This window comes from Pseudomonas sp. (genome assembly GCF_050739995.1).
Taxonomy (GTDB): Bacteria; Pseudomonadota; Gammaproteobacteria; order Pseudomonadales; family Pseudomonadaceae; genus Aquipseudomonas.
Map to the genome: position 1 here is coordinate 1 of NZ_JBOICG010000614.1, position 6,657 is coordinate 6,657.

Below are 6,657 nucleotides of genomic sequence, written 5' to 3' on the forward strand. Positions count from 1 at the left end.
CTGATACACCGCATTCGCGAGCAAGCCCGCTCCCACATTGGTTCTCCAGCGTCTGCGAAATCTCAGTAAACGTCTCGACGATAGCGGCCTTGTTCGATCAAGCGCTCCACGGCTTCACTGCCCAGCACCTCATGCAGCACTTGATCCACCCCCGCTGCCATACCCTGCAAACTCCCACATACATAAATCGCCGCGCCATCGGCCAGCCATTTACGCAGCACATCCGCCGACTCTCGCAGGCGGTCCTGCACGTAGATTTTCTCTTCCTGATCCCGGGAAAACGCCAGGTCGAGTAGGGCCAGGTCACCGCTGGCCAACCAACCGTGCAGTTCGTCCTGGCAGAGGAAGTCGTGCTTGATATTGCGCTCACCGAACAGCAGCCAGTTACGCTGCTGGCCATCGGCAATGCGCGCCTTGAGCAAGCTGCGCAGGCCGGCCAGGCCGGTGCCGTTGCCCAGCAGGATCAGGGGTGCCGGTGTCTGCGGCAGGTGGAAACCACTGTTGCGGCGCAGGCGCAGGCTGATCCCTGAGCCAATGGCCGCATGTTCGGTCAGCCAGCCTGAGCCGAGCCCCAGGCTGCCGTCGGAGTGGCGTTCCTGGCGCACGATCAACTCCAGCACGCCGTCGCTGGCAATCGAGGCGATGGAGTACTCGCGCATGCCCAAGGGCACTAAGGCGTTCACCAGCGCCTGGGCGTGCAGGCCGACCAGATGCGCACGATGGGTCGGCAGTTGGCGGGTGGCCAAGGCTTGGTCGAGGGTTTGTGTAAGCCCCTCTATCACCACGCCGTCGCTGCCGGCCAGGCCCATGCCTTCAAGGAAGTGCTCGACGGCCCACGGACAGTTGCGCGGCAACACTTCCACCAAGTCACCTGCCAACCAGCTTTGCGGCGAAGGCGGTGTCAGGCCCAGCAGGTAAATGTCGGCGCCGACGCTGTCGCGGTTGAGCAGGGTGCGCTGGTTGAGCGTCCAGTTTTCATACGGCGCCGCCTGCCAGGCCGCTGCAGGCGCGTGGCCGATCAGTTGGCCGAGTTGTTGTTGCCAGGTCAGCAGGGCTTCGGTGTCGCCGCTGTCGACCTCCACGGGGGCGAACAGCGCATTGCCGCCCTGATGGGTCAGCCAGAAATGCAGACGCCGGGCAAAGCCGCAGAAGTGCTCATATTGACGGTCACCCAGGGCCAGCACCGAGTAGTTCAAGCCTTTGAGGGACAGGTCTTGGCCGAGCACGCTGCGCTCAAAACCACGGGCGCTGTCCGGCGCTTCACCGTCACCGAAAGTGCTGACCACGAACAGCGCATTCTCGGACTGGCTCAAGTCACTCTGGCTGACGCTTCCCAGAGGCTGCACCTTCACCGGCAGGCCTGCGGCCTGCAGTTGTCCAGCCGTTTGCCATGCCAGTTGCTCGGCAAAGCCGCTCTGGCTGGCGAAGCCGATCAGCCACGCCGATGCATCACTGTGATTGGAGCCTAAGCCTTTGCGGGCATCGCGTACCTGGCGCTTTTTGCGGCGACGGTCGAGGTACAGCAGCCAGCCGGTGATAAAGAACAGTGGCATCAACAGCGAGCTGACGGTGAGGATGATCCTGCCGGTCAGGCCGAAGTAGCTGCCGGTGTGCAGCGCATAGATGCTGGTGAGCAACTGTGAGCCAAGCGTCTTGCTCGCGTATTGATCGTGGGATTTGACCTCGCCGGTGGCCGGGTCGAGGTTGATCTGGTTCAGCGCCCGGTCATGGGGTGAGGACTTGAGCAGGTAATAGATGGTAGCCGGTTGCCCGGCGACGGCCGGCATGCGGATGTTGTAGGCGCTCAGGTCGGGACCGGCGTTGGCGTAGATGCTGCTCCAGATGGCGTCGTAGTTGGCCACTGGCGCCGGGCCTGCGGGCGGCGGGCCGCGTTTGCGCATCCTTTCGTTTTGTGGGGCGTCGGACAGCAGTTGTGTCAGCCCTTTGCTGTACCAGTCGTAAGACCAATACAGCCCGGTCAGCGCCGAAAATAGATAGAACAACAGGCACCAGGTGCCGAACACCGAGTGCAGGTCCCAGTTGAAGCTGCGGCCTTTTTTGCGCCAGTCCAGTGTCAGCCAGGCTCGCCAATTCGCCACCTGGCGCGGCCAGCGCAGGTACAGGCCGGAGAGGCAGAAGAACACCAGGAGCAGCGTGCAGGCGCCCGTGATGTTGCGCCCGGTTTCACCCATGGCCAGGAAGCGGTGCAGTTGCAGAGTGAAACCGAGTACATCCTGGCCGACGGCATCGCCCATGTAGTCGCCGGTGTAGGGGTCGAAGTAGCGCATCTGGCCGCGACGCTCGCCTGGCGGTGGGGTGAAAAACACGCGGGCGGCATTGCCGCTTTCGCTTTCCACCCACAGCATCGACACGGTCTTGCCTTCGGTGGCTTCGAGCTTGCGCACCAGTTCGGCGGGCGGCAACACGCCAGCCTCGCGTTTTTCCACGCTCAGTGTCGCGGGGTTGAGCGCCCGCAGGATTTCATCTTGAAACGAAACCGCAGCCCCGGTGATCCCCATTAACGCCAGCACCAGCCCGGCCGTGATGCCGAAGAACCAGTGCAACTGAAACAGGGTTTTCTTCAACACGTCTGACCGCCTCGCTCATCTGGGTTTGTTCGTCACGGCGCGCATTATGCCGTGAGTTGTCGAGAAACATTCTGTTTTACATGCAAAAGCCCCACGCATCCGATGCGTGGGGCTTTTGGCTGAACGTTGACCGCTTTTAGAAGTGGAAGCTGGTGGTCAACAGCGCCGTACGACCGGCCGCCTGGTTGGCGAAGTGTGCCGCGTAGGCTTTGTCGTAGTAGGTCTTGTCGGTCAGGTTCTGCACGTTCAATTGCAGGTCGACGTTCTTGGTCAGCTTGTAGCTGGCCATGGCGTCGTAGCGGGTGTAGGACGGCACGTACACCGTGTTGGCCGCATCACCGTAAACCTGGTCGACGTAGAACGCGCCGCCGCCGATGGTCAGTTTTGGCGTGATGTCATAAGTGGTCCACAGGCTGAAGGTGTTCTTCGGCGTGTTGGGCATTTCGTTGCCTTTGTTGGAGCCAGCGCTGACCACGCCATTACGTCCGTTGAGACCGGATTTGACCAGTTCGCTGTCCAGGTAGCTGTAGCCGGCGAACACCTGCCAGTGATCGGTCAGCTTGCCGCTGGCGGAGAGCTCCAGGCCATCGACCTGAGATTCGCCGGCGTTCTGGTAAGTCATCGCGTCTACCAGGATGCGGGTGTTCTTCTTCTCGGTGCGGAATACTGCAGCGGTCAGGGACAGGCGGTCGTGGAACAGGTCCCACTTGGTGCCCAGCTCGTAGTTGACGGTTTCTTCCGGCTTCAGGTCGCTGCTGGCGGCACCGGCCGACAGTGGGTTGCCATCGGCGCCTTCGCCGACCAGGCCGCCGGCTGGTGAGGCCGAAGTGGCGTAAGACGCGTAGATGCTGCCGTTATCCACAGGCTTCCAGACCAAACCAGCCTGCCAGTTGAAGAACTGGCTGTCCTCTTTGATCTTGGAACGCCCGGTGGTGGCGTTGGTATTGGCCACGGTGTCGAAGGTGTCGTAGCGCAAACCGACGTTCAGCAGCCATTTCGGGTCGAGTTCGATGGTGTCGAACACGTAGGCGGCGCGGCTGGTGGCCTTGGTGTTGGTGCCCATGTAGTTGCGTGTGGCGCTGCCGGTCCAGGCGTCGTCCGGGTTCGGATTGCCCAGGGACGTGCAGCTACCGCCGCTGTTGCCGACCAGGCCGGGTTTGCAACCGCCGCTTGGGTTGGCGTTTGGCGACACGGTGTAGCCGCTGTAGCGGGTTTCCTCACCGGTGAACTCCAAGCCGGTGGAGTAGGAGTGCTTCATGCCCGCCAGTTGGAAATTACCAAACAGATCGGTCTGGTTGGTGGTCGTGGTCGTGGTGGACACGCGGGTGTTGGCGCGACGCCAAACGGTGCCGAACTGGTTGACGTTGTGCTGGCTGTCGTCCGGCTGGGTGAGGATGTAGTCCTGGCCGGTGCTGCCGTGACGCAGGGTGTTTTTCAGCGTCATGTTGTCGTTCAGGTCGTGCTCGACGGAGAAGGTGCTGATGTCGGCGCGGGTCTTGCGGAAGTCACGGTCTTTCAAACCGTAGAAGTTGTTGCTGTCACCGCCGTCGGTGGGCTTGTCATGCACATGCGCGGCTTTGGCGCCGCTGTTGCTGTAGCCATAAGGAATACCCGAGTCCGGCAGGTCGTCGCTTTCCATGTGGTAGTAGCTGACGTTGACGCGGGTCGGTGTGCCCAGGCCAAAGGTCAGCGACGGCGCCACGCCCCAACGGTCGTAATTGATCGCATCGCGACCGGCCACGTTCTGTTCGTGGCTCATCAGGTTCAGACGGAATGCGGCGCTGTCGTCGAGGAACTGACGGTTTACGTCGAGTACGTAACGGCGGGTCTGGTCGGAACCGTAGGTGAAGCCTCCGTTGGTGAAGTCACGCGCCTGTGGCGTCTTGCTCACCAGGTTGATGCTGCCGCCGGCCGAGCCGCGACCGCCGAAGGACGAGTTCGGGCCTTTGCTGACTTCGATCGACTCGATGTCGAAGATTTCGCGGCTCTGACCGCCAGTGTCGCGCACGCCGTCCAGGTAGGTGTCGCCCTGGGCGTCAAAACCACGGATGAACGGGCGGTCGCCTTGAGGGTTGCCACCTTCACCGGCGCCGAAGGTAATGCCCGGCACGGTGCGCAAGGCATCCTGCAATGAGGTGGCTGCGGTGTCTTTCAGCACTTGTTGCGGCACCACGGTGACCGAGCGCGGGGTGTCCACCAGCGGCGCGGTGTACTTCTGTGAAGAGGCTTTTTCCACCTGGTAGGAGGTGTTGTCCTGTTCCTGGCCGGTAATGCTGGTGGCACCGAGGGAGATGCTGTTGCGCTCGCCTTTTTGTTCGGTATCTTCAGCCGCTTGCGCCAGATGGGCGACGGAGCTGGCACTGAGAGCGACGCCGATGGCCGAAGCCAGCATGCGTGGTGAACTGGCAGGTGTTTTTGTAGTAATGCGCGACATGACGTGTCCTTTCCCCAAGGATGTGAGGTCGCGGAATATAGGGTGAACAAGTATTCATATCAATTGCGATACATTGCTAATTGCATTGAATTTACATTCTTTACACTTTTGGCTTACGGTTTTTACGCACTCATTCGTCTCCGGTGTTTTACAGGGCGGATAAGAATCAATACCATTAATGACTCTCTGTTTTCAGGTACTGCCCCATGCTGCTGCACATACCCGGCCTGTTCTCTCGTGAGGAAGTGCAGCGCATTCGCCAGGCCCTGGAAACCACCGAGTGGGCTGATGGCAAGATCACCGCCGGGCACCAGTCCGCCAAAGCCAAGCACAACCTGCAATTGCCCGAAGGTCACCCGCTGGCCAAGGAAATTGGCGCGGCGATGCTGGAGCGGTTGTGGAAAAATTCGTTGTTTATGTCAGCAGCGCTGCCGCACAAGGTTTTCCCGCCGTTGCTTAACTGTTACACCGCGGGTGGCAGTTTCGACTTCCATATCGACAACGCCGTGCGCCAGGCCCGCGGCAGTCACGAGCGGGTGCGCACTGACCTGTCGTCCACCCTGTTCTTCAGCGACCCGGACGAATACGACGGCGGTGAGTTGGAAATCCAGGACACCTTCGGCCTGCAACGGGTCAAGCTGCCGGCCGGCGACATGGTGCTGTACCCCGGTTCCAGCTTGCATAAAGTCAACGCCGTGACCCGCGGCGCGCGCTATGCCTCGTTCTTCTGGACCCAAAGCCTGGTGCGCGAAGACAGCCAGCGCACCTTGTTGTTCGAGATGGACGGCGCCATCCAGCAACTGACCCGTGACGTCCCGGACCACCCGGCCCTGATCCAACTCACCGGCACGTACCACAACCTGCTGCGTCGCTGGGTCGAGGTCTGACATGGGCTTTTTATTGCGCCGTGAAGAAGTGCTCAATGTCGAACAACTGCAAAGCATGCTCGACGACTCCCCGGTGCGCGCCGCCCAGGCCATCCTGATGGCGGCGAAGGAAGGCGTGCTCGACGCCCAGGCGTTGCTCGGGCAAATCCTGCTGGAAGGGCGCGGCATTGCGCGGGATGAAGCGTTGGCACTGCGTTGGTTTCAGATCGCGGCCCAAGGCGGGCATTTGATGGCGCGCAATATGGCCGGGCGTTGCCTGGAGCATGGCTGGGGCTGTGCCGTTGATGAGGTGGCGGCGGCGCGGGCCTATCGTGCGGCAGCCGAGGGCGGATTGGATTGGGGCCAGTACAACTATGCCAACTTGCTGGCGACCGGCCGAGGTGTGACTGAAGATCGCCCGCTAGCGCTGATGTTTTATCGTCTGGCGGCCGAGCAGAGGCATGCCAAATCCATGAACCTGGTGGGTCGTTATCTGGAAGACGGGCAGTTTTGCCCAAGGGATCTGGAGGCCGCCGTCGACTGGTATCGCCGTTCCGCCGAGGGTGGCGATTTTCGCGGACAGTTCAGCTATGCAGCGGTGTTGGCTGACAAAGGCCAAATCGAAGAAGCACTGGAGTGGTTGCGCAAGGCGTTGGAGGGCGGAAATCTCAAATTTTTGCGTACGGCCCATAACGCCTTGGAGGCTGCCAACGATCCGCAGATTCGCGCCATGGCTGAAGCCTACCAGCAACGCGTCGTTACCCTTTCC

At 61.3% G+C, this 6,657-nt stretch carries 4 protein-coding genes; 2 read left to right on the forward strand and 2 right to left on the reverse strand.

The annotated features are described in order from the left end of the window. Window positions 1–62 precede the first annotated feature (62 nt). Window positions 63–2,588 (reverse strand): PepSY domain-containing protein, encoded by a 2,526-nt coding sequence (locus ACRESD_RS20635; RefSeq protein ID WP_431752594.1) that lies wholly within the window; start codon window positions 2,586–2,588, stop codon window positions 63–65. A gap of 136 nt (window positions 2,589–2,724) precedes the next feature. Further along, window positions 2,725–5,022 carry a TonB-dependent receptor gene (locus ACRESD_RS20640; protein WP_431752595.1) on the reverse strand — a complete coding sequence of 766 codons (2,298 nt, stop codon included), beginning with the start codon at window positions 5,020–5,022 and terminating at the stop codon, window positions 2,725–2,727. Between the two features lie 206 nt (window positions 5,023–5,228). On the opposite strand from ACRESD_RS20640, the gene ACRESD_RS20645 reads away from it, so the two are divergent. Together ACRESD_RS20645 and ACRESD_RS20650 are read left to right on the forward strand one after the other, a co-directional pair. Then, complete coding sequence (locus ACRESD_RS20645; protein ID WP_431752596.1) at window positions 5,229–5,909, forward strand: Fe2+-dependent dioxygenase; 681 nt, start codon at window positions 5,229–5,231, stop codon at window positions 5,907–5,909. A 1-nt stretch (window position 5,910) separates the two neighbouring features. Beyond that, the coding region (locus ACRESD_RS20650; protein ID WP_431752597.1) for a sel1 repeat family protein at window positions 5,911–6,657 on the forward strand (747 nt) is incomplete at its 3' end.

Coding starts and splice junctions, on each gene's coding strand:
- ACRESD_RS20640 (WP_431752595.1), bottom strand. CDS start 5,022: ATGTCGCGCATTACTACAAAAACACCTGCCAGTTCACCACGCATGCTG.
- ACRESD_RS20645 (WP_431752596.1), top strand. CDS start 5,229: ATGCTGCTGCACATACCCGGCCTGTTCTCTCGTGAGGAAGTGCAGCGC.